Source organism: Thiohalophilus sp., assembly GCF_046483665.1.
Classification (GTDB): Bacteria; Pseudomonadota; Gammaproteobacteria; order UBA6429; family Thiohalophilaceae; genus Thiohalophilus.
The window spans coordinates 35188-56232 of record NZ_JAWOCR010000046.1 but is presented as its reverse complement, the minus strand read 5'-3'; the positions used below and the strand labels follow the sequence as shown (position 1 = coordinate 56232).

General features: G+C 57.6%; 26 protein-coding genes. 10 read left to right on the top strand and 16 right to left on the bottom strand.

The features are described from left to right. Positions 1-4: 4 nt before the first annotated feature. Positions 5-499 carry an acetolactate synthase small subunit gene (ilvN, locus tag R6U90_RS10410; RefSeq protein WP_410352626.1) on the bottom strand — a complete coding sequence of 165 codons (495 nt, stop codon included), beginning with the start codon at positions 497-499 and terminating at the stop codon, positions 5-7. Continuing rightward, positions 499-2217, bottom strand: a complete 1719-nt coding sequence (locus R6U90_RS10405; RefSeq protein ID WP_410352625.1) for an acetolactate synthase 3 large subunit — start codon at positions 2215-2217, stop codon at positions 499-501. Before R6U90_RS10405 ends, ilvN begins: the two co-directional genes overlap by 1 nt. Before the next feature lie 272 nt (positions 2218-2489). Here R6U90_RS10405 and R6U90_RS10400 point away from each other — a divergent pair, with 272 nt between their 5' ends. From R6U90_RS10400 to R6U90_RS10385, 4 genes are all read left to right on the top strand, one after another. Continuing rightward, the gene (locus R6U90_RS10400; RefSeq protein ID WP_410352624.1) at positions 2490-2939 is read left to right on the top strand and encodes a DUF4124 domain-containing protein; all 450 of its coding nucleotides are present in this window, start codon (positions 2490-2492) and stop codon (positions 2937-2939) included. Between the two features lie 21 nt (positions 2940-2960). Beyond that, the gene (locus R6U90_RS10395; protein WP_410352623.1) at positions 2961-3305 is read left to right on the top strand and encodes a phenylpyruvate tautomerase MIF-related protein; all 345 of its coding nucleotides are present in this window, start codon (positions 2961-2963) and stop codon (positions 3303-3305) included. An 85-nt stretch (positions 3306-3390) separates the two neighbouring features. Beyond that, a complete protein-coding gene (locus R6U90_RS10390; protein WP_410352622.1) occupies positions 3391-5094 on the top strand; it encodes a proline--tRNA ligase in 1704 nt (567 codons plus the stop codon). An 18-nt stretch (positions 5095-5112) separates the two neighbouring features. Further along, positions 5113-5712, top strand: a complete 600-nt coding sequence (locus R6U90_RS10385; protein WP_410352621.1) for a lytic transglycosylase domain-containing protein — start codon at positions 5113-5115, stop codon at positions 5710-5712. A gap of 242 nt (positions 5713-5954) precedes the next feature. Here R6U90_RS10385 and yccX read toward each other — a convergent pair whose 3' ends face one another. The 6 genes from yccX to R6U90_RS10355 all read right to left on the bottom strand — a co-directional run bounded on the left by yccX (position 5955) and on the right by R6U90_RS10355 (position 10153). Beyond that, on the bottom strand, positions 5955-6224 hold the full coding sequence (yccX, locus tag R6U90_RS10380) for an acylphosphatase (protein ID WP_410352620.1): 270 nt from the start codon (positions 6222-6224) through the stop codon (positions 5955-5957). Then, complete coding sequence (locus R6U90_RS10375; RefSeq protein WP_410352619.1) at positions 6221-6979, bottom strand: efflux RND transporter periplasmic adaptor subunit; 759 nt, start codon at positions 6977-6979, stop codon at positions 6221-6223. The genes yccX and R6U90_RS10375 overlap by 4 nt, the downstream gene beginning before the upstream one ends. Beyond that, entirely contained in the window at positions 6963-8330 is a 1368-nt protein-coding gene (locus R6U90_RS10370; RefSeq protein ID WP_410352618.1) for a TolC family protein, read from the bottom strand. The genes R6U90_RS10375 and R6U90_RS10370 overlap by 17 nt, the downstream gene beginning before the upstream one ends. Before the next feature lie 9 nt (positions 8331-8339). Then, positions 8340-8876 carry a thioredoxin family protein gene (locus R6U90_RS10365; protein ID WP_410352617.1) on the bottom strand — a complete coding sequence of 179 codons (537 nt, stop codon included), beginning with the start codon at positions 8874-8876 and terminating at the stop codon, positions 8340-8342. Between the two features lie 338 nt (positions 8877-9214). After that, the gene (locus tag R6U90_RS10360) at positions 9215-9676 is read right to left on the bottom strand and encodes a LysM peptidoglycan-binding domain-containing protein (protein WP_410352616.1); all 462 of its coding nucleotides are present in this window, start codon (positions 9674-9676) and stop codon (positions 9215-9217) included. A 159-nt stretch (positions 9677-9835) separates the two neighbouring features. After that, positions 9836-10153 carry a DUF4398 domain-containing protein gene (locus R6U90_RS10355; protein ID WP_410352615.1) on the bottom strand — a complete coding sequence of 106 codons (318 nt, stop codon included), beginning with the start codon at positions 10151-10153 and terminating at the stop codon, positions 9836-9838. Positions 10154-10275: 122 nt separating this feature from the next. Between R6U90_RS10355 and arsC the strand changes: the two genes are divergently transcribed. The 3 genes from arsC to R6U90_RS10340 are packed head-to-tail and all read left to right on the top strand — an operon-like array spanning position 10276 to position 11631. Continuing rightward, on the top strand, positions 10276-10626 hold the full coding sequence (gene arsC / locus R6U90_RS10350; RefSeq protein WP_410352614.1) for an arsenate reductase (glutaredoxin): 351 nt from the start codon (positions 10276-10278) through the stop codon (positions 10624-10626). Further along, entirely contained in the window at positions 10623-11231 is a 609-nt protein-coding gene (gene wrbA / locus R6U90_RS10345; protein WP_410352613.1) for an NAD(P)H:quinone oxidoreductase, read from the top strand. The genes arsC and wrbA overlap by 4 nt, the downstream gene beginning before the upstream one ends. Before the next feature lie 4 nt (positions 11232-11235). After that, a complete protein-coding gene (locus R6U90_RS10340; RefSeq protein WP_410352612.1) occupies positions 11236-11631 on the top strand; it encodes a DUF2069 domain-containing protein in 396 nt (131 codons plus the stop codon). Here the strand turns inward: R6U90_RS10340 and hda are convergent. The 4 genes from hda to R6U90_RS10320 are packed head-to-tail and all read right to left on the bottom strand — an operon-like array spanning position 11582 to position 15031. After that, positions 11582-12271: a DnaA regulatory inactivator Hda gene (gene hda / locus R6U90_RS10335; RefSeq protein ID WP_410352611.1), complete on the bottom strand. Its 690-nt coding sequence runs from the start codon at positions 12269-12271 to the stop codon at positions 11582-11584. The two genes, R6U90_RS10340 and hda, sit on opposite strands and share 50 nt — an antisense overlap. Continuing rightward, the gene (locus tag R6U90_RS10330; RefSeq protein WP_410352610.1) at positions 12268-13338 is read right to left on the bottom strand and encodes an AI-2E family transporter; all 1071 of its coding nucleotides are present in this window, start codon (positions 13336-13338) and stop codon (positions 12268-12270) included. Before R6U90_RS10330 ends, hda begins: the two co-directional genes overlap by 4 nt. After that, complete coding sequence (locus R6U90_RS10325) at positions 13335-13901, bottom strand: CDP-alcohol phosphatidyltransferase family protein (protein ID WP_410352609.1); 567 nt, start codon at positions 13899-13901, stop codon at positions 13335-13337. The genes R6U90_RS10330 and R6U90_RS10325 overlap by 4 nt, the downstream gene beginning before the upstream one ends. Next, positions 13898-15031 carry a DUF2066 domain-containing protein gene (locus R6U90_RS10320; RefSeq protein WP_410352608.1) on the bottom strand — a complete coding sequence of 378 codons (1134 nt, stop codon included), beginning with the start codon at positions 15029-15031 and terminating at the stop codon, positions 13898-13900. Before R6U90_RS10320 ends, R6U90_RS10325 begins: the two co-directional genes overlap by 4 nt. Positions 15032-15184: 153 nt before the next feature. Here R6U90_RS10320 and purM point away from each other — a divergent pair, with 153 nt between their 5' ends. From purM to R6U90_RS10305, 3 genes are all read left to right on the top strand, one after another. Further along, entirely contained in the window at positions 15185-16246 is a 1062-nt protein-coding gene (gene purM / locus R6U90_RS10315; RefSeq protein ID WP_410352607.1) for a phosphoribosylformylglycinamidine cyclo-ligase, read from the top strand. Further along, positions 16243-16917 carry a phosphoribosylglycinamide formyltransferase gene (purN, locus tag R6U90_RS10310; RefSeq protein WP_410352606.1) on the top strand — a complete coding sequence of 225 codons (675 nt, stop codon included), beginning with the start codon at positions 16243-16245 and terminating at the stop codon, positions 16915-16917. The genes purM and purN overlap by 4 nt, the downstream gene beginning before the upstream one ends. A 214-nt stretch (positions 16918-17131) precedes the next feature. Next, on the top strand, positions 17132-17839 hold the full coding sequence (locus tag R6U90_RS10305; RefSeq protein WP_410352605.1) for a DUF3108 domain-containing protein: 708 nt from the start codon (positions 17132-17134) through the stop codon (positions 17837-17839). 139 nt (positions 17840-17978) lie between these two features. Here the strand turns inward: R6U90_RS10305 and R6U90_RS10300 are convergent, their stop codons facing one another. The 4 genes from R6U90_RS10300 to apbC form a co-directional block, all read right to left on the bottom strand. After that, positions 17979-18719, bottom strand: a complete 741-nt coding sequence (locus tag R6U90_RS10300; protein ID WP_410352604.1) for an EAL domain-containing protein — start codon at positions 18717-18719, stop codon at positions 17979-17981. Between the two features lie 10 nt (positions 18720-18729). Further along, positions 18730-18984 carry a hypothetical protein gene (locus tag R6U90_RS10295; RefSeq protein WP_410352603.1) on the bottom strand — a complete coding sequence of 85 codons (255 nt, stop codon included), beginning with the start codon at positions 18982-18984 and terminating at the stop codon, positions 18730-18732. A gap of 131 nt (positions 18985-19115) precedes the next feature. Next, complete coding sequence (dcd, locus tag R6U90_RS10290; protein WP_410352602.1) at positions 19116-19682, bottom strand: dCTP deaminase; 567 nt, start codon at positions 19680-19682, stop codon at positions 19116-19118. 202 nt (positions 19683-19884) lie between these two features. After that, complete coding sequence (gene apbC, locus R6U90_RS10285) at positions 19885-20976, bottom strand: iron-sulfur cluster carrier protein ApbC (protein ID WP_410352601.1); 1092 nt, start codon at positions 20974-20976, stop codon at positions 19885-19887. Positions 20977-21045 lie beyond the last annotated feature (69 nt).

Here is a 21045-nt window from a genome sequence, read left to right as displayed (position 1 = left end):
AAGATTAAACACGAATTGCCCGGCTGCCACGCGAGATACCGGTGGCACCGGAACGAACCGTTTCGATGATCAGATTCGCATCGACGGCACTTAAAAAGGCATCCAGCTTGGATCCGTTACCGGTCAACTCGATGATGTAGGTTTCATCAGTCACATCCAGAATCCGGCCCCGGAAAATATCGGCCATGCGCTTGAGTTCCGCCCGCTCATGATCCGAAGGGGTCGAGACCTTGACCATCATCAGTTCCCGTTCAATATGGTTGCCCTCGGAAATATCCGCCAGCCTGACTATATCGACCAGCTTGTTCAGCTGCTTGAAGATCTGTTCGATAATTTCTTCCGAGCCGCTGGTCACTACGGTCATACGTGACAGAGAGGGGTCTTCGGTGGGCGCCACCGTCAGTGATTCGATGTTGTAACCGCGCGCCGAGAACAGCCCTGCCACCCGGGACAGGGCACCGGCTTCGTTTTCCATTAACAGAGAAATAATGTGTCGCATCAGGCCAGCTCTCTTTCCGGCGACAGGTGCATCTCATGATGACCCTTGCCGGCGGCAATCATCGGATAGACGTTTTCGGTCTGATCGGTGATGAAGTCCATGAACACCAGCCGATCCTTCATGGCGAAGGCTTCTTTTAAGGCCCCTTCAACATCACCTGGCTGATCAATGCGCATACCAACATGACCGTAACTTTCCGCCAGTTTGACAAAATCGGGCAGCGCATCCAGATAGGAATGGGAATAACGGCTGTCGTAGAAGAACTCCTGCCACTGGCGCACCATGCCCATGTAACGGTTGTTCAGGTTGACGATCTTGACCGGCAGCATATATTGCAGAGCCGTGGACAGCTCCTGGATACACATCTGGATACTGGCCTCGCCGGTCACACAGGCCACCTGCGACTCGGGATAGGCCAGCTGCACACCCAGCGCGGACGGCAGGCCGAAGCCCATGGTGCCCAGTCCACCGGAGTTGATCCAGCGCCGCGGCTTGTCAAAGGGATAGAACTGGGCGGCAAACATCTGGTGCTGACCCACGTCGGAGGTCACATATGCGTCACCGCCGGTCACCTCGTGCAGCTTTTCGATCACGAACTGCGGCTTGATCAGCGCGCTGTTGCGATCATAGCGCAGGCAATTTTTGCTCTTCCAGGTCTCAATCTGCTGCCACCACTGATCCAGCAATTTGGCATCCGGTTTTTTCTTCGAGGCCTTGATCGCCTTGTTCATATCCGACAGAACATGCCTGATATCACCGACAATAGGCACATCCACACGCACGTTCTTGGAAATCGACGAGGGATCGATATCCACGTGAATGATCTTCGCATCGGGACAGAACTGTTTGACGTCACCGGTGACCCGGTCATCGAAACGCGCGCCGATAGCAATTAGCACATCGCACTCGTGCATGGCCATATTGGCCTCGTAGGTGCCGTGCATGCCAAGCATGCCCAGGTGCTGTTTGTCACTGGCCGGATAGGCACCCAGGCCCATCAGGGTCTGGGTAATGGGGTAGCCCAGCGTGCGGGTGAATTCGGTCAGCTCGGCATCGGCATTGCTCAGCACCACCCCGCCGCCGGTGTAAATCATCGGCCGGCGTGCCGAGAGAATCAGATCCAGCGCGCGGCTGATTTCGCCAGGGTGGGCCTTGACCACCGGCTGGTAGGAACGCATCTCCACCTTGTCCGGATATTCGTAGTCGATCTTGATGTTCGGATCCGTTGTGTCCTTGGGGATATCGACCACCACCGGGCCAGGCCGGCCGGTGGTGGCGACATGAAAGGCCTTGCGCAGGGTCTCGCCCAGATCCTCGGCCCGTTTCACCAGAAAATTATGCTTCACGCAGGGACGGGTAATGCCGACGGCATCGACTTCCTGGAAGGCGTCACTGCCAATATAATGGGTCGCCACCTGACCGGTGATGATCACCATGGGAATCGAATCCATGTAGGCAGTGGCTATGCCGGTCACGGCATTGGTCGCCCCCGGGCCAGAGGTCACCAGCACCACACCTGGCTTGCCGGTGGCGCGGGCATAGCCGTCAGCCGAATGGGTTGCTCCCTGTTCATGGCGAACCAGAATGTGTTTGACGTCTTCCTGGTTGAACAGGGCGTCATAGATGTGCAGAACCGCGCCGCCCGGATAGCCGAAGACGTATTCAACGCCCTCGTCCTTCAGGAACTGGACTACGATTTCGGCTCCACTGAGTTTCACGTTGTTTACTCCCAGATACGTTCCAGAAATGTCGCATCGTTGCGAAAAAAATACCCGTCGCAACGGGTAGAAACGACCATTATAATCAGTAACACAGTATAAATACACGGAATGTCGACAGAAAGCCGACAAAACCTGCCGTCGCGATATAATTTCCGGGCTCCCGTCGTGGTTGTTGGCAACAGTACCTTGACCCGGCGGACGCGACGTGCGAAAACCCTCCTGAGAGAGGCCTTACTACGACTTAATTACAATCTGTGCAAAATATGGTCATGAAAACAATCAATCAACTTTTCGCTCTGCTTCTGCTACTCGCCCTGGCAACCCCGATGGCGCTGGCTGCCACGTACAAGTATCAGGACGAGTCGGGCAACACGGTCTATTCCCAGAATCCGCCCGAAAATCTTGATATCCCCTACGAGGTTATGAGTAACATCTCATCCCATGCCCGGCCCGGCAGCGACTCCGCGCCGGCGGCCAGCAGCCGCCCGTCGCCCCGTCCGCAACAGGATGAAGAAGAGAATGACACTGTCGCCCGTGAGCAGCAACAGGCCGAACAGATGCGCAAGGAAAACTGCAAAGCTGCGAAAAAGAACCTGGAGATTTACACCGTCTATCGCCGTATTCGCAATGAAGAAGGTGAGGTAGTACGAATCAGTGACGATGAACGTCAACAGAAGGTCGATGAAGCCAAACAGGCGATTCAGGACTTCTGCGACTGACCGACGGAACGGAACCCGGAGATGCCGCTTCTCAAGATCCAGAGCAATCAAGCCGTCGAACCGGCGCGGGCCGAACAGCTGGTCACAGCGGCTTCCGCCCTGGTGGCCGGGCAGCTGGGCAAACCCGAGCGCTATGTGATGGTAGTCCTGGAGCCACCGACCCCCATGTCCTTTGGTGGCAGCACTGCTCCCCTCGCTTACCTGGAACTCAAGAGTATCGGCCTGCCACAGGATAAAACCCCGGCCCTGTCCGAAGCCCTGTGCGGCCTCATCCTGGAACAGCTGGGCATCGATCCCGATCGGGTCTACATCGAATTCGCCGACGCACCACGCGCCATGTGGGGCTGGAATAAAACGACGTTTTAGGTCCTAGTCCCTGCTCTCAAAGCTCGTCTTAACCCGCTGTCCTGCGGTAAGATTGTGGTCTAAACACAATCACAGAAAAAAGATTATGAGAACCTCCCGTTTGTTGCTCTCCACCCTGAAAGAGACCCCTGCCGACGCCGAGGTGCTCAGTCACCAGCTGATGCTACGCGCGGGGATGATTCGCAAACTCGCCGCCGGACTCTATACCTGGTTGCCCATGGGACTGCGGGTCCTGCGCAAGGTGGAGAACATCATCCGCGAGGAGATGGACCGCGCCGACGCCCAGGAAGTGCTGATGCCGGCCGTACAGCCGGCCGAGCTGTGGGAAGAGTCGGGCCGTTGGGAACAGTACGGGCCGGAGTTGCTGCGGCTTGAGGATCGTCACGGGCGCGAATTCTGTTTCGGCCCGACCCATGAGGAGGTCATCACCGATCTGATCCGGCGCGAAATTCGCAGTTACAAGCAGTTACCGACCAATCTCTACCAGATCCAGACCAAGTTTCGCGACGAAATACGCCCCCGCTTCGGCGTGATGCGGGCCCGTGAGTTTCTGATGAAAGATGCCTACTCCTTTCATCTGGACGATGCCTCGCTGGATGAAACCTATCACCGCATGCACGACACCTATTGCCGGATTTTTTCACGACTGGGCCTCGACTACCGCCCGGTGCAGGCCGATACCGGCTCCATCGGTGGCAAGTTATCCCATGAGTTCCATGTCCTGGCCGACTCGGGCGAGGATGCCATCGCCTTCAGCAGCGACAGCGACTATGCCGCCAACGTGGAGCTGGCACCCACGCAACCGGCCAGTGACAGCCTGCCGCCCGCCGGCGCCACAATGCAGACCGTGGACACGCCCGGCCAGCACACTATCGAACAACTGGCCGCCTTCCTTGATGTGCCCGCCAGCCAGTGCCTCAAAACCCTGCTGGTGGTGGATGCAGAAGAACAGGTTCATGGCCTGATTCTGCGCGGCGATCACGAACTGAATATGCTCAAGCTGGAAAAACTCGAGGGCATTACCCCGCCGCTGCGCTTTGCCACTGATGCGGAAGTCAAACAGGCCTGCGGCTGCGAGCCCGGCTCTATCGGTCCGGTCGGTCTGGAGGTTCCCTTGCTGGTGGATCACGGTGCCCTGATCGCTGATTTTGTCTGCGGCGCCAATCAGGTGGACAAACATCTGACCGGGGTCAACTGGGAGCGCGATCTGCTGCAACCGGCCACAGTCGACATCCGCAATGTGATCGAGGGCGACCCTTCACCCGATGGCCAGGGAACGCTTTCAATCAAGCGCGGTATCGAGGTTGGTCACATTTTCCAGCTGGGCGACAAATACAGTGAGGCCCTGAAAGCCACCGTACTGGATGAAAACGGTCACTCGGTCGTCATGACCATGGGCTGTTACGGCATTGGCGTCTCGCGTGTCGTGGCCGCCGCCATCGAACAGAATCACGACGAGCGCGGTATTATCTGGCCCGATGCCATCGCCCCCTGGCAGGTGGCGATCCTGCCGATGAACATGCACAAATCGCAACGGCTGCGCGATACCGCTGAGCAGCTTTATAATGCATTACAGCAGGCCGGTGTCGATGTGCTGATGGATGATCGCAAGGAGCGCCCCGGAATCATGTTCGCCGACATGGAATTGATCGGCGTCCCCCATCGCATTGTCATCGGTGATCGCAGCCTGGACAAAGGGGTCGTGGAGTACAAAACCCGCCGTGAAACCGAGGCAAAGGAAATCCCGGTCGATGAGATCGTCAACTACCTCAGGACACAACTGCAATAATCCGGGATGCCGTACATCATGAGGCCGCTGGCAAAGAAAGTATTCTCCCTGATTCGCGCCGTATCATTGTTACTGTTCGGCGGGCTGCTTGGCGCCCCGACGCTGGCGACGGAGCAGGGCCCTGTCGATCCAAAACTGCGCCAACTGCTACAGGAAGCGGTCTCGGACAACCACAGCTTCAACGATCGCTTCCATGCCGAGGTGTGGCTGGTGGATATGTCCCGTCGCCTCGAATCACGCATGCCCGACACCCGCAAACGCCTCGACCTGCTCAAACAGATTCACGTGGAAGCCAAACGGGCCGGGCTCTGGCCCGAACTGGTGCTGGCGGTCATCGAGGTGGAAAGCAACTTTGATCGCTTTGCCATCTCCAGCGCCGGTGCCATGGGCCTGATGCAGATCATGCCTTTCTGGCTGGACGAGATCGGCCAGCCCGGTGACAACCTGTTCGACATCCGTACCAACCTGCGCATGGGCTGCACCATCCTCAAATATTATCTCGACAAGGAAAACGGCAATCTCACCCCCGCCCTGGCCCGCTACAACGGCAGCTACGGCAGCCACCGCTACACCACCAAAATCTACACCGCTCTCGACAACCGCTGGCGGCGGTACTAGTAGAGAGAAATACCCAACGCAGAGGCGCTAAGGCGCAGAGGACGCAAAGAAGAATATTTCTTTAGATTCTTTATATTTATGAAATGCGGGGAATTCTTCGAGGCAGTTTAGATTTTTCCTGAATACAGAACACAACAACGCAATCCTGGATATACCCTCCGCTCCAATAAAATAATTTTTCCTCTGCGTCCTCTGCGTTTCTTTCCAGAGGGCCAGAAAAGAGATTGGTTCCGGGTACTACTTTATTCGGTGGTGAAATTTGAAGGCGGCAGGGTGTCGACGGTTTCGCAGTCGACCTGTTCGACCTGTGCCCTGGGCGAGCCTTCCCACAACCAGTCGCAGAGCTGGCGGACTTTGGGTTCAGAGCCGCAGGCGAGGACGTCGACCGAACCGTCGGACCGGTTACGGGCGTAACCGGTCAGGCCCAGTCGTTGCGCTTCGTGGCGGGTGCTGTCCCGGAAGAAGACGCCCTGGACCTGACCTGTGACCCGACACTGACGACAAATATTCATGGCAATTCGATGCTGGCGGTTTGTCCAACCCGATAACGCCGGCCTTCCAGCGGGAAGCTGACAGCAACGGCATAACGTTCGGTGCCCTCGACCGGTTCCAGGCCAATACTTTTTATCCGACCGGTATGCGTACGACCCGCCACGTTCACCGTAGCCTCCTGACCCACTTCAAGCGTACGGGTCTGCGCTTCGGTCAGTTCGGCCTGGGCAATCATGGAATTGGCATCGGCCACGGTGACCAGGGTCACCGATTGCAGATCATTGATCACCGTCTGCCCCTGTTCGGCCGGGACGCTGATCACCAGGGCATCAAACGGCGAACGCACTGCGCTGTATTCCAGATTCAACCGGGCCTGCACCAGTGCTGCACGGGCAGCGGCATAGTCCGCCTCCGCTTGCCTGGCCTCGTTTAACGCGATCTGCAGTTCATGATCCGATAATACCGTCCGGTCATACAGTTCCTCGGCGCGCTCCTGCTCGCGACGGGCTTCGGCCCGCACAGCCTTGAGACTCGCCACCCGGGTGCTGGCCTTGTTGACATCAGCTCTGAAGCCCCGATCGTCCAGTTGTACCAGCACAGCCCCGGCCTTAATCCGTTGCCCGGCCTGCGCCTTCACCTCACTGACAACCCCCTGTACCGGCGTGCCCAGTTCGACGCGTCGCTCCCATTCTAGCCGTGCGTCGTACTCGGCTGCCGTTGCCTGGCTGCTGACCAACAATAACATCGCCGCCAAGAATCTAATTTGCCTGTTCATTGCTCTCTTCCTTTTGCGTCGTATTCTGCAAAGGCATAAAGGGTTGTTCGATATCCAGCCGGCCCAGCAAGGCATTCAGCCGGGCCCACGCCAGCGCCGTTTCATAATCGCTTTCGGCGGTGTTTCGTTCCGCTTCGGTATAACGCACCATGGAATCACCCAGATCCGCCCTGACTTCCAGTTCGTAAAGAGCGCGACTGCGATCCAGATAGAGTTCGCGATAACGTCTTTCACTCTGCCGCTGTTCGCGTCGCGCCTTGAGTGAATCCACTTGCAACCATAGATCCAGCACCTGCTGACGGACATCACGTTCCGCTCGCGTCAGCATCGCCCGCGTTTCGAACAGGCGGGCCTTTTCACGCGCTACACCGGCATCGGTACGGCTACCATCGTACAGCGGGATAGTCACTTGCAGTTCAGCACGAAAATCGTCGTAACTTTTACGCTCCCGGGAATAGGCACCGGCCTGCAACTTGCCGCTTACTATCGGATTATCACCGGCGCGTGCCCCTTCGACTCTGGCGTGCGCGGCCTCAAGTTGCTCCCGCAACGATTTCACCACCGGATTTTCCTGCAGGGCCAACGCCTGCAGCTGTTCCACTTCCGGCAGCTCCTGTTCAATGTCCGGCAAGGCCGGAGGGACCACATTGCGAGGTAACTGGCCGGGCCGGTTCAGCGCCTGTGCCAGGCGGGCCCGGGTTTCACGCTGGCGATTCTGAGCCTTTGAGCGCAGGTAACGGGAACGCTGGAAAACCGCTTCTTGCTCCAGTAACTCCAGATCAGAGATTTGCTTGAGTTCATGACGATCACGCAATTTATCCAGTGCCACAAATTCGACCGCCATCTCCTCGTTATAGCGGTAGTACTGCAAGTCAGCCAGCACGACATCAAAATAACGTTGCATAATCGCCAGGCGCCGTTGCTGACGTGTATTAACCCGCAGGAGTTTATGACTGTCGAGTTGACGGGCCGCGGCGTCGCTGGCCGATCGGGTCCGGCCGAAATCATAGAGCGTCTTATCGACATTCAGCAGCAGGCGATGATCGTCATTACTTTGATCCAGGGCGTAATCAGGCGGTTCCACATGGGCCAGCACGCCATCGACATAGATATCCAGGTCATCCCCGGAACGGGCGCCCCGCAGCTCCGCCTCGGCCACCCGGATGCGTGCCTCCGCGATTTGCAGATCGGGATGCGGTTCGTCGGCCAGCGACAATGCCTTGTCGAGTGTCAGTGGCTCCGGCAACGGTTCGGGTTGTTCACCGCTCTCCTGTGCATAGCCGGTGGTTATACCCAACAGCAGCAGGCCGCACAGCAAGGCGAGCGGACGGGACGCAATTGCTCGATTCATGTCGTGAGATTATTCTTTGCGTTTTTCACGTTTGTAACGGGTAAACGACATGTCCTTGTAGATCCCGTTGGCGACATATTCACCCATCCACATAAATTCCTCCACACCGGAAGTCTTGCCGGTATGACGGTGTATCCGTTCGCCTTCGAGATTGTAAAAAGCAAAGACCGGCGTGGCCCGCACGCGATTCTCCCGGAATGCGAAATCCTTCTGCTTTTTTTGTTCGCCCTGCAGATTGGTAATCTGGATATCTCCTTCGATATCCACGGGGAAGTTCAGAAAATGCTCGCGATAATATTCCTGGACTTCCGGACGATTGAGGACGTTTTCCTTCATATAGTGGCAAAAGGGACACTCGTCCATTTCAAAAAAGATGAGTATGCCTTTTTTCCCCTGCTCCCGGGCATTTTTCAGCTCTTCCTGATAATCGTCCCAGGTTTCATGGAAAAAATGCTTATAGGGATCGCGGGTTTCTGCCGCCAGACTCGCCGAAACCGGTATCAGCAGCAACAGCAACAGGGAAATAGAACCAAACCATTTACGCATGAATCACACCATATTTATTTGAAATACCACGTCTCTCTGTGACCGTCAGCAGAAAGAAAAATTCCCCTCCACAAACAGGGTTGCCGACTATTCTACCGCGTTGCCCCGGATTTGAAACCTGTCACTGCTATTGAATACGCGTCTGATCGGCAGACGGAAAATTTTTAACATTGGCATTTATAAAGTCGCAGCCGGCTACAGACAGCAGTCCGGCAATGCCCTCGGTCAGCCGCGCGTGAGGAAGAATCGAGGAAAGGGAGACAGGGGGGAAAAGAGCAGGCAACAAAAAGGGCCCTTGAGGGCCCTTTTAGTAGTTACAGAGGATTCTGTGACTTGTCTTAGCGTGCCAGGTAATCCTTATCGGAATCCTCGACTTCACCCAGAGACCATTCACCACGGGTCTTGGCGTGTCGCACGGCGGCATCCACATCCGAGCTGGAGGGGTCGTTGTCGATATCCAGAATCTGACCGGGATGAATCAGATCCGCGTCTTCGATCTGATCACGGTTCTGTTTGTAGATCAGCGGCCACTGATAAGGATTGCCGTAAATTTCCGACTTGCCGGAAATATCCCACAGGTTGTCACCGCGCTCCACCGTGTACTCGGACATGTCGGACCCATTCACATCGGGCCCAAGCTTGTCAGAGGTATCAGTAGAAGTGGTTTCTTCCGGCTCATAGGCAGTTTCAGTGGGAGCCGGCTCCTGCGCTTCTTCCTCAGTAGTGCCCGCACAACCGACAGAAAAACTGACCGCCGTGATCAGCAGTCCTGCGATTTTCAGCGAGTTGACTATTTTCATTGTTAAGAACTCCAGTTGTTTTTTTTGAATTCGATAAAGGGTAATTTGTTTTCTGCCGTCCAACCTAGCATTGGCTGTAAATACCTGTCAAGGCAGCAACTTACAAACGACTCTTCTTGCAGGAAGTTTAGTGATTTGATCGCAGATAGCAAGCTAATATCAATCGTTTTGAGGTCTGATTCCGGTTTTATCGACGGCTTTTTGTCGGGCCAGCATTGCCTGCTCCTGAGCTTCGAGGGCAAAATCCCGGGCTATGGGGTATTCTCCCTTCTCCAGTTTGCGCGCGGCCCGATCCAGCAACTTTTCCGCGAATGATAACAATTCAGGAGCATGTTCCTGTGCGCCGGCGTCCCTGGCCGCCTGAATCGTCTGGCGGGCATTGCTCATTTCCTGAACAGGCGCCGAGACAGCGCAACCGATCAGCGCCAGTATGGCAACACACCAGCCAAAACACAGGGACAAAGAGATCAGACGCATTAAACCGATTCAGGTAGATACAAGATCAAACCAATGTATCCCCACCCCTATAGGCTGTCAAGACAACAACCGCTAGAATACAACTCCTGACAGATAATCATCCAGAGACGCACACACCTCCTATGCAACCAACCATTTATCACAATCCCCGCTGTTCCAAATCGCGCCAGACGCTCGAGTTATTGAGAGCACAGGGCCATGACCCGCGGGTGATCGAATATCTCAAGACACCGCCGGATCGCGCTACCCTGGAGCGGATACTGGACCTGCTGGGACTGGAACCACGCGATCTGATGCGTAAAAACGAATCCGAATACAGGGAAAATAACCTTGATGATCAATTACTTGATCGTGACACGCTGATCGATGCCATGCTGGCTCATCCAAAGTTGATCGAACGGCCCATTGTGATGGCCGGGGGCAAGGCCGCCCTCGGTCGCCCACCCGAACAGGTGCTGGAGATTCTTCCATGAACGAGATTCTGGTACTCTATTACAGCCGCCACGGCGCTACCGCCCAACTGGCCCGCCAGTTGGCCCGCGGGATTGAACAGGCCGGACTGCAGGCCCGGTTGCGCAGCGTCGCCCCCGTCTCCCCCACAGCCGAAGCCGTCGATCCGCCCGTCCCGGACAGTGGTGCCCCCTATGCCCGGCTGGAGGATTTGCAACAATGCCACGGCCTGGCGCTGGGCAGTCCGACCCGCTTCGGTAATATGGCCGCGCCGCTCAAATATTTTCTCGATACCACCAGTCCCCTCTGGTTGCAGGGCGCGCTGGCGGGCAAACCGGCGGCAGTGTTCACCTCCTCCGCCTCAATGCACGGCGGCCAGGAAACCACGCTCACCTCGATGATGTTGCCGCTGCTGCATCACGGCATGCTGCTGGTGGGCCTGCCCTATAGCGAATCAGCGCTGCACACCACGCGCAGCGGCGGCACCCCTTACGGTGCCAGCCATCTGGCCGGGCCCGACAGCGATCTGCCGCTATCCGAAGAGGAAGAGCAACTGGCACGGGCGCTGGGTGCCCGGCTGGCCAGGGTCACCCGGGCGCAACTGGATGCCGGACTGATCAAGGCGTAAATCATTGAATATTATTACTTTTTCGCGATGGTTGACGCTAATCGCCTATTTTGCCCTGCTGATCCTGCTGATGCTTTGGCAGACGGTACTGGCACCCCCGCAGTTACTGCCGATATCGCTGGTGTTGATCTTGCTGGTTGGTCCGCTGTTGTTCCCGCTGCGGGGCCTGCTTCATGGCCGGCCCTATACCCATGCCTGGACGAGCTTTCTGGTCCTGATCTATTTCATTCACGGGACCGTGGAAGCCTGGAGCAACCCGGACGTGCGCCTGTATGCCAGCCTGGAAATTCTCTTCAGCGTGCTGCTTTACACAGGCACGCTGCTCTATGCGCGCTACCGGGGTCGTCAGCTCAGGAGACAGACTGATGAGCCAGATACTCCCGGACAAAGGGAATCGTAAGCCGGCGCTGGGCAACCAGCGATGCCTCATCCAGCCCGTCGAGCAGGGCGAACAACGAGCGCATGTCGCGGGGACAGCGGCTCATCAGATAGGCGGTCACTTCATCGTCCAGGCTCAGTCCCCGTGCCGAGGCGCGTTGTTGCAGTGCCTGACGCTTGGCGGCGTCGCCCAGCGGCTGCAACTGAAACACCGGTCCCCAGCCCAGGCGCGAGCGCAGATCGGGCAGCTGGATGCCCAGCGCCGTGGGCGAGCCAGTGGCGGTTACCAGCAATTGATGGCCGGCGGCGATCAGGCGATTGTAGACATGAAACAGCGCGGTCTCCCATGCAGGATCGCCGGCCACCGCCTCGAGATCATCCAGACAGAGGCGTTCGAATTGCTCCATGCCGTCCAGCATGGCCGGTTCCAGTCCGGGATCGGCCAGCGGCAGATAGGCCGCCCGCTGATTCCGGACGGCCGCCTGATGACAGACCGCCTGCAGCAGATGCGATTTGCCGGTACCGGCAGCGCCCCACAGATAAAGCGAGGGAGTATCGGCCGTGTGCAGGGCGTCGAGTACCCGTTCGTTATCCGCGGGTAGAAAATTCTCGAAAGTGGCCGCATCCTGCAGGCGTACACCTAACGGCAGCTGCCGGGTCATGCCGACTCCGAATGGTCGTCCGTGTACAGATCGCTTTGCCGGTACTGCTCGTGGGCATAGCGCAGCAGCACCATCGCTACCGCCGCCACCGGCAATGCCAGCAACACACCGATAAACCCGAACAGCTGACCGCCGGCCAGTACCGCGAAAATCACCGCCACCGGATGCATGCCGATGCGGTCGCCCACCAGCAGTGGGGTCAATACGGTCCCTTCCAGCATCTGGCCAATGCCAAAGACGAGACCGACAAAGACCAGATAGAGCGGATCATGAAACTGCAACAGCGCGGCGATCAACGCCGCCAGTACGCCGACGATAGTGCCCAGGTAGGGGACGAAGCTGATCAGGCCGGCCACCAGCCCGATCAGCAAGGCAAAATCCAGTCCAATGATCGATAATCCCACCGAGTAGATTAATCCCAGCGCCAGCATCACCAGTAACTGGCCGCGCAGGAAGGCTCCCAGCACCTCATCCGCCTGGCGCGCCAGGCGAACGATCACTGCTTCGTTGCGGCGCGGCAACAGCGCGTGCAGCCGCTCGATCACGTCATCCCAGTCGCGCAGCAGATAGAAACTTACCACCACCGCCACCATCAGGTTGACGATCCAGCCGACCAGTGCCATTCCCGAACGGGAAACCTGGGACAGCATCTCGCGGGCAATCCCGCCAGCCTGTTGCCAGTGTTGCTGGACCGCGTTTTTCAGGGTCGCCAGATCCAGAGTGGTCTCGGCCATGCCCAGCCGGGCCATCAGCCAGGGCAGCCCCTCTGCCTGCAGCCAGTCGATATAGCGAGGCAATTTTTGCACCAGTACCCGGACCTGCTCCTCGATGAGCGGGATCAGCACCAGCAACAACAACAGCGCCACAATGGTGAAGATCAGAAATACCAGCACCACGGCGAGGGTCCGTGGCATTTTCCAGCCCTGCAGCCGATCTACCAGCGGATCAGCAACATAGGCCAGGATCGCAGCGCCGATAAACGGCACCAGCACTGGTCCGAGCAGATAGAGCACGATCCCGCCCAGGGCAACCGCAGCCAGCAACCACCATTGTTGTTGTACGCTCATGTCCGTCTTCTCCTCGTCGGCCATTGCTGCCAGGCCCGATAGCCCCATAATGTCATATAACTGACTCCGCTCATGATCGTGGTGACAAACACCAGATAGATGAGCCCATTGATTAGCACTGGCAGATCGAGCCAGCCGGCCAGGGAGAGGATCACCAGTAACACCAGCCCAATCTGCAAGCCGGTATTGAGCTTGCTGATCAAAAGCGGCTGCGCCGTGACATTGGCGATCAGCCAGCGATACGCCAGGGTCCCGAATATAATGATCACATCCCGGGCGATCACCGTGGCCACCAGCCAGGGGGGCAACGCGCCAATCCAGCCCAGTGTCAGATAACCGCAGACCATCAGCAGCTTGTCGCCCAGCGGGTCGAGAAATCCGCCCAGGCGGGTAATCCACTGATAACGACGGGCCAGGTAACCGTCCAGCCCGTCCGACAGCCCCGCAATCAGAAACAGGATCAGTGCAGTGGTATAGGCCCCTTCCAGCAGGCTCCAGACCACCGGCACCACCAGCAGGATGCGCAGGAGACTGATCAGATTGGGCAGCTGGCGCAAATTCACGGCAGCAGACGATACTGCAGGTCGACCGGACGGGTTTGCGGCGCCGTCACGACGTCCTGCACAATCACCTCTCCTGTCACCGGCAGGCTGGATGGCGCCGGCCTCATCGACAGGGTTTCCGCCTTCAGGGTATGCCCCAGGGAGACGGCCTGGTTGATCGCGATGCGTCCGTGGCGCGAACTCAGAATCAGGGTCAGATTGTCAGCCTCGAGTTGTTCGATATGCACCTCTTCGACCAGCGCCAGATCCTTGAGATACTTCATAACCCGATTAAAACCTGCCAGCCCCTTCACCTCGGTCACCCGCACGCGCAGTTTTTCCTGCTGATCGTTTTGTCCAATCTGGGCAAACTGTTCCGCCAGCAGGTCGGCCAGGCGATTGATACCGGGAACAAGCACTTCCTCCTGCGCCTGCCCGGCCGCATTCCAGCTCTGATTGCGCCCCTCCTGGTACAGATCCCAGCGGCCGCTCCAGCCGCCCGACGCGGTCCGCGCCACACGCCCCACCAGCACGGCCTCGGCATCGTAGCGGTCGGAGGCCTGCAGAATATTATCCTCGAAATTGCCCCACACATCGCTGACACTGATGATGCGGCGATCGGTCAGGTCCATCAGCGGGAAACGCAACGGCAAACCGCGCAGGCGGGCCTGCTGCTCAATGGCCTGGCGGGCGCGGCTATCCATGTCATTGCTGAGCAATTCACGTTCCCGACGATCATCCACCACCAGCCAGATCAGGGTCGCCGGCCGGGTGCGACCCCAGACTGGCAGGCGGTTCTCGCGCAGCAGGTGATCCACCTCCGGTTTGTCAAAACGGACCCAGAGCAACTCGATCGGCTCCTCACCCCCGTTCGCTTCCCGGGTCTGATAGCGAAACTGCTGAACGTAGCGCGGCGCCTGCTCCAGCAGCGGTTCGATATCGGCCATGGTCAGGACTCTGCGCCGACCGGAGACCCGCACCAGCACCTGTTGCAGTGCCACGCGCAGGGCGACTTCACGCACCTCCCGGTCCTGGGACTCGACCGGCACCCTGGCCTCGTACAATCCCGGCACTTCTTCCGCCTGCAGCGGGGTCGCCACCAGCCACATCAATGCCGCTAAAAAAATCCCCAGTTGCTTGTCATACTTCATGCGCTTGCCATTCCTCTGACCTGATGCGGTCCCATTGTACCGGTCGAACCGCTGTGGATTCCAAGCCGACGACCGAATTGATAGACTAGACATATTATGCCTTGAAGCGACCCCCAAAAGGTGCGCCCTATTCTCTAATTTCAGGAGACTTTCGTGTCCAATGACAGTGCCCCACCGTCAGGTGGCCTGAGCTACCGTGATGCCGGCGTGGATATCGACGCCGGAAACCAGCTGATCGATCGGATCAAACCTTATGCCGCCAGCACCCGGCGTGCGGAAGTTATGGGCGGTCTGGGCGGCTTCGGCGCCCTGTTCGAACTGCCGCCGGGACGCTACCGCGAGCCGGTACTGGTCGCCGGTACCGACGGGGTCGGCACCAAGCTGAGGCTGGCCATGCAGATGGCACGCCACGATACCATTGGCATCGATCTGGTCGCCATGTGCGTCAACGACCTGATCGTGCAGGGTGCCGAGCCGCTGTTCTTCCTCGATTATTACGCCACAGGGCACCTCAATGTCGAGGCCGCCGCCGATGTTATCAAAGGCATCGCCGAAGGCTGTCGCCAGGCCGGCGCGGCATTGAGTGGCGGTGAGACCGCGGAAATGCCCGGTATGTATCAGGGCGACGATTATGATCTGGCGGGCTTTTGTGTCGGGGTGGTGGAAAAAAGCCGTATCATCGACGGCACCCGGGTTGCAGCTGGTGATGTACTGATCGGGTTGCCCGCCAGTGGTCCTCACTCCAACGGCTATTCACTGATTCGCAAGATACTGGAGATCAGCGGTACTGATTTGACTATTCCGTTTGGCGACAGCACCCTGGGTGACGCGCTGCTGGCTCCTACCCGGATTTATGTCAAACCGTTACTGGCCCTGTTTGAGCAGATCAACGTCCATGCCCTGGCGCATATCACCGGTGGTGGACTGCTGGAGAATCTGCCGCGCGTCATGCCGGCCGACACGCTCGCCGTCATCGACCGGCAAAGCTGGCAACGTCCCCCCGTTTTCGACTGGCTGCAGGAACAGGGCAACCTCGCTGACGAAGAAATGTTCCGCACTTTCAACAACGGACTGGGGATGGTGCTGGTGGTGAGCGCCGATGACGTCGACACTTGCCTGAGCGTATTGCAGGAACAGGGCGAGGCCCCGCTGGTCATCGGCCGGATCAACGCCGCCGACGGCAAGCCGCAGGTACACATTCGCGACGCCTCATGAGCGACCCGACTACATCGAACAACCCGCTGCGTATCGTGGTCCTGATCTCCGGCAGCGGAACCAATCTGCAGGCCATGATCGATCAGATTCACCACACTGAGGTACCGGCCCGCCTGGTCGCAGTGATCAGCAACCGGGCGGACGCCTACGGCCTCCAGCGCGCCGAACAGGCCGGTATTCCCGCGCGGGTTCTCAATCATCGGGACTATGAGTCACGCGAGGCCTACGACACAGCCCTGCAGACGCTGATCGACGAGTACCGGCCCGATCTGATCGTCCTGGCCGGCTTCATGCGGATATTAAGTGATGACTTCGTACGCCATTACCAGGGACGCATGATCAATATTCATCCTTCCCTGCTGCCGCGCTACAAGGGTCTCAATACCCATCAGCGAGCGCTGGAAGCCGGTGACATCGAACATGGCTGCAGCGTCCACTATGTCACCACGGAACTGGACAGCGGGCCGGTCATTTTACAGGCCGGCGTACCCATCGAAGCCAGCGATACGCCCGAGAGTCTGGCGCAAAAAGTGCACCAGCAGGAACATTGCATCTACCCGCAGGTGATCGACTGGATCGCCCGGGGGCGTGTATCTCTGCAAGACGATACCGTGTTGCTTGACGGCCAGCCTATCAGCGAACAGCAACGTCGGTGTCAGGCAAAAAATTAGCTTGTGTAAAGGCACCGGGCCGCGAGAAAAATTGGCTCGTGGCACTCGCGTACTCATGACGAGAAAATTTAAAATGAACCTGTCGCAACCGTGTTGTCTGACTAACAAGCCACGGCATCGAAAAAAGCCTGTTTTGTGAAAATAATTTCACTTTGCGTCTTTGCTTGAGCCCGCGCCGGAAATTAAACCAAACCTTCTTTTAAATGGTGAAATCTTGAACCCAGTACTTCGCTCCCTGCTCCTCAGCCTGCTGGTCGGCTTGCCCCTCGCAGCACATGCCGAACTATCAGCGCAGGATATCGAGTACCGTGTCAGCAAGGACGGTTTCGACCTGGGCAGCAACCAGCGGACATTGCGCAAAACCGGCGATAACGAATATACCGCGCGGGCTGTCACCAGGGCTGAGGGTTTCGCCGCCCTGTTTGTCTCCGACACGGTACATGAGACCAGCCGTTTCCGGATTGTCGACGGCCATCTTCAACCGCTGCATTATCGCTACCATAAAAAAGGCAAAGAATCGGAAACCTTCGAAGTTAACTATGACCGCCAGGCACAGGTACTGCACCACAGCTTGCTCGATGAAACCCCGCCCCTGCAGGAGAACGATCAGGACCTGATAACGTTCCAGTTCGCCATGATGCTTGATTTACAACAAAGCGTCCGCAAACTCGAATACCGGATTGCCGCTAAAAAACGGATTGAAGACTATACTCTGATTCCCCGTGGCGAAAAAATCTTTGACACGGCCATGGGCGAACTGCATACCGTGGCAATGGAGTATTACGATTCGAAGCGAAACCGTACCTACACCTTCTGGTGCGCCAAAGAGCTGGATTACCTGCCCTATCAGACCCGCCGTCTTGATTCCGACGGCGACAGGATCGAATTAAAACTGCACCGTTACAACGGCAAACCCCTGTAGTCCTGACGGGCAGGCTTCGCTTTTCCAGACCGCTGAAATTCAACGCGGAGTCGCGGAGCACCATGTAGATTATTTTCTCTGCGTCTCTGCGTCCTTCGCGTTATTTTCCGGTGAGTGTAAAAGCAGGCAGCCGCCGAATTCAAACGCCTGATCCGTGATACACAACGAAGCTGTCCTGATAATAATAGCCCTGTACGAAATCAACGCCTGCCTGGCGGGCTCGTTCCAGACAATCCGGCGTCTCGACACCTTCGAGAACCGTTCGCTTGCCTGCTGTTCGGGCGTAACGCACGAAACCCTCCAGCAACTCAACCTGTTCATGGCCGTCCCGAAGACGTTGCAACCAGGCTCGATCGAATTTCAAATAATCCGCCCCGGCCAGACAATCGAGCGATAACAGCGTTCCGCAAGCACCGATATCGTCCAGTGCCACTTCAATTTGTCGTGTCTGAAGCAGTCGCTGCAATTCGGGGGCGGCACGGGCATCATGCATACAGGTATTTTCGATCAGCTCCACCACAACCTCGCCTTCTCGCAATATCGCCAGCAACTCTTCGACGATCAACGGGTCGGCCTCCAGGATGTGCGGATCCAGATTGACGAACAGAGGAACCGACGACGGTGCCGCCTGCAGCTGAATCATTTTAAGCTGCAACTCGGTGCACAACAGCCTGTCCGGCTGGCGGTGCAGATCGGCAAACACCTGCGGGTTGGATAACAATTTCCCGCTGGCTGCCGAGAAACGGGCCAGGGCTTCATAAGCGACGATTTCACCGCCGGCCAACGACACAATCGGCTGATACTCCACACCCAGCCGAACTATGCCTGAGTGGCCGAAATCCGCCAGCCAGACAATCGCAGAGGAATCCGTCCCGGACATCGATAGCAATTCAACGGGCCGTGGCTGGATCATTCAGGCACCCATGCACAAATTCCCGCCAGCAACCCAGACGGTCCACCAGCGCCATGATGCGGCGGTCGGAAACGCTGTGTGATTCGACCAGGGTCGGGGAAACCTCACCGCAGTCCAGTAAAGAGCGCAGCCGGCGGGGGTCCAGCTCGACCAGGACCTGGCCGCTGGCGGCGGCACGGATTTGCAGGCTCGGGGAGACATCCCCAAGGCGGGATTCCAGTTGCAGATGCATGGGACCTCCATAATGGTAATAATTCTCATTCGCAATAATACCAGTTCATCCCGGTATTGCAATAAGAATTATTCTCATTTGGAAAAATCCCGCAACGATGCCATATCACCGCTCAAAGAGGGTCGCGGGGATCAGGCCCGGGGCAGGGTCACTCCGCGCTGGCCCTGGTACTTGCCACCGCGATCCTTGTAGGAGGTTTCGCAAACCTCATCCGATTCCAGGAACAGCATTTGCGCCACGCCCTCGTTGGCATAGATCTTGGCCGGCAGCGGGGTGGTATTGGAAAACTCCAGCGTCACATGCCCTTCCCAGTCCGGCTCCAGCGGGGTGACATTGACGATGATGCCGCACCGGGCATAGGTCGACTTGCCCAGGCAGATGGTCAGCACCGTACGGGGAATGCGAAAGTACTCCACCGTGCTGGCCAGGGCAAAGGAGTTGGGCGGGATAATACAGACCTCCCCCTTGAAATCGACAAAGCTCTGATGGTCGAAATCCTTGGGATCGACAATGGCGGAGTTGATATTGGTGAAAATTTTGAATTCATCGGAACAGCGCACATCATAGCCATAACTGGAGGTTCCATAAGAAACGATCTTGCGACCTTCGGCCTCCCTCACCTGTCCCGGTTCGAACGGATCGATCATCCCCTCCTGCTCGGCCATACGTTTGATCCACTTGTCCGCCTTGATACTCATGCTGCCCCACTCCTCAAAAACGAGGGTCACATTCTAATCCAAAAAGGGACGAGTCACGAGGGACGAGTGACGAGGAAAATCAGATAGGGGGAGTTGGCCTGCTTCCGGAATGAAAAAGGGACGACTTACGAGAAAGGCAAAACCGGGTTGGCTTTGCCTCGTCCCTCGTAACTCATCCCTCGGCCCTGCCCTGGAGCGTGCTTCAGTTGTTCTGAATCACGATCTTGGGGAAGCTCGCGCTGTAGTCCTTGGCCTTGAGCGACAGCTTGGCCGCAACCCGGCGGGAGATATCGCGATAGATTTCCGCGACCCGACCATCCGGATCGGCAGCCACGGTCGGCTTGCCCTCGTCGGTGGAGCTGCGGATGGACATTTCCAGTGGCAGGGAGCCCAGCAGGTCAACATGATTCTGTTCGGCCATGCGCTGACCGCCACCTTCACCGAAGATATGCTCTTCGTGACCGCAACTGGAGCAGATGTGAGTGCTCATGTTCTCAATAATCCCCAGCACCGGCACCTCAACCTTCTCGAACATTTTCAGTCCCTTGCGGGCGTCGAGCAGGGCGATGTCCTGCGGCGTGGTAACGATGACCGCGCCGGTGACCGGCACCTTCTGTGCCAGGGTCAGCTGGGTGTCACCGGTGCCCGGCGGCAAATCGATGACCAGGTAATCCACTTCGTCCCACTGGGTATCGTTAAGCAACTGCTCCAGCGCCTGGGTCACCATCGGGCCACGCCAGATCATCGGGGTTTCCTCGTCGATCAGATAGCCGATGGACATGGACTGGATGTCATAGCTTTTCATCGGCGTCAGGCTCTTGCCGTCCTCGGACTCGGGCTGTCCGGTCACACCCAGCATGCGCGGCATACTGGGACCATAGATGTCCGCGTCCAGGATACCGACCCGGGCGCCTTCGGCCGACAGGGCCAGAGCCAGGTTGACCGCCGTGGTGGATTTACCCACGCCGCCCTTGCCGGAGGCCACGGCAATGATGTTCTTGACGCCCTTGATAGGCTCCACGCCTTTTTGCACGCTGTGGGAAACGATCTTCCAGCTAATGTTGAATTCGGCGCTGCTGACGCCGTCGATCGCTTCAACTTTTTCCCGAAGCTGGGCGGCCAGTTTGTCCGTATAGCCGGCCGCAGGATAACCGAGCACGATGTCGACGCTCACCTTGTCGCCGTCAATCCTGATGTCCTTGACCGCTTTGGCGCTGACAGGGTCCTTTTCCATGTTTGGATCGGTGACCTGTTTCAGTGCTTCTTCAATCTGTGTCTGGGAGACGTCAGCCATCTCGTTTCTCCTGATAGTTAATGTGGTTAAGTAACCGAGTAAATTACTCGGGATGCGTATAGTACACAA